This is a genomic window from Cohnella cellulosilytica (assembly GCF_042431195.1).
Taxonomy (GTDB): Bacteria; Bacillota; Bacilli; order Paenibacillales; family Paenibacillaceae; genus Cohnella; species Cohnella cellulosilytica.
Map to the genome: position 1 here is coordinate 1 of NZ_JBHMDN010000043.1, position 1,259 is coordinate 1,259.

1 protein-coding gene is annotated in these 1,259 nt (G+C 54.5%); it reads left to right on the forward strand.

Features of this window, described 5'->3' with window-relative positions; translation table 11 throughout:
* Window positions 1-510: 510 nt before the first annotated feature.
* On the forward strand, window positions 511-1,259 hold a 749-nt coding region (locus ACFFT4_RS26730; protein WP_378052091.1), incomplete at its 3' end, for a reverse transcriptase domain-containing protein.

Here is a 1,259-nt window from a genome sequence, read left to right on the forward strand (position 1 = left end):
GCGCGCCTAGCCAAGTTAGGCACAACTAGCCGGTGTAAGTCCGGTCGAGGTAAGAGCCAAGTCGCCTCGTAGCTGGCGGGCAACTGGTGGAGAAACCCTAAGGTTGAAGCCCCGTGACAAAGTGCTCTGAGAGTGCGAGCAAACCAGCAGGCCGTAACATGAAGTGAATCCTGCCGCATCGTCAAAAATCACCTGTAAAGGACAAGAGAGAGCCGAGCCCTGTGTCGTTAGGCGAAGGCCATGGAACGCGTGAAGCCCTTGGAAATGCAGCGCGGAAGAACTCTCCGGTGTAGAGGGAGCGGCATGCTGGGAAAGTTGTGACTAAAACTAGGGAAACCCTACCTCGCACGGCGGATACCGTAAAGAGCGACCCTATAAGCCCGAAAGGTGAAGTGGCGAGCTGCGGGGAGGGAGGCGGAGGGGGCCGTAGTACCTGGGAAATGAGGACAACATAACCTCATGGAGGGAAGGACCCCTGCTTTGTTCACGTACCGGAGGAGGTAAGAGTCAGTGAATGCAGACAAACCTGCTAACTACGCCAAAGTCAAAGCTCGAGAACTCCAAAACGTACTATACTTTGCAGCCAAGGAAAATCCGAGGCGGCGATTTCATGCGTTGTACGACAAAGTGCACCGCGGCGACATCCTGTGGGAAGCATGGAAGCGAGTCAAAAGCAACGGCGGAAGCGGTGGCGTAGATGGCATGACCATAGACCACATTGTCAAAGAAACCGGCGAGGAAGAATTCGTTAGCGAAATCCAAGAGGCGCTACAAAACGGAGAGTACCACCCGCTGCCCGCAAGACGCAAGGAGATACCCAAAGCAGACGGTAAGATGCGACCGCTCGGCATCCCTGCGATACGGGACCGGGTTGTCCAGATGGCGACGAAGATGGTCATTGAGCCGATTTTCGAAGCGGACTTTAAGGATTGCTCCCACGGCTTCAGACCGAAACGGAACCAGCACGGCGCGATTAGACATATTCGCCGGGCGGTAAAGAAGGGCGTATACTGGGTCGTTGACATTGACATTCGCGGATACTTCGACAACATCGCGCACGACAAGCTGATGCAATTGGTGGAACAGCGGATCAGCGACCGCCGGGTACTGAAGCTTATCCGTAAGTGGCTGAGAGCGGGCTTCGTGAAAGATGATCAGTTTCACGAAACGGACCTCGGAAGTCCACAGGGTGGCGTCATCAGTCCATTACTTTCGAATCTGTACCTGAATTATCTGGACACGATTTGGGAGAAGAAGTT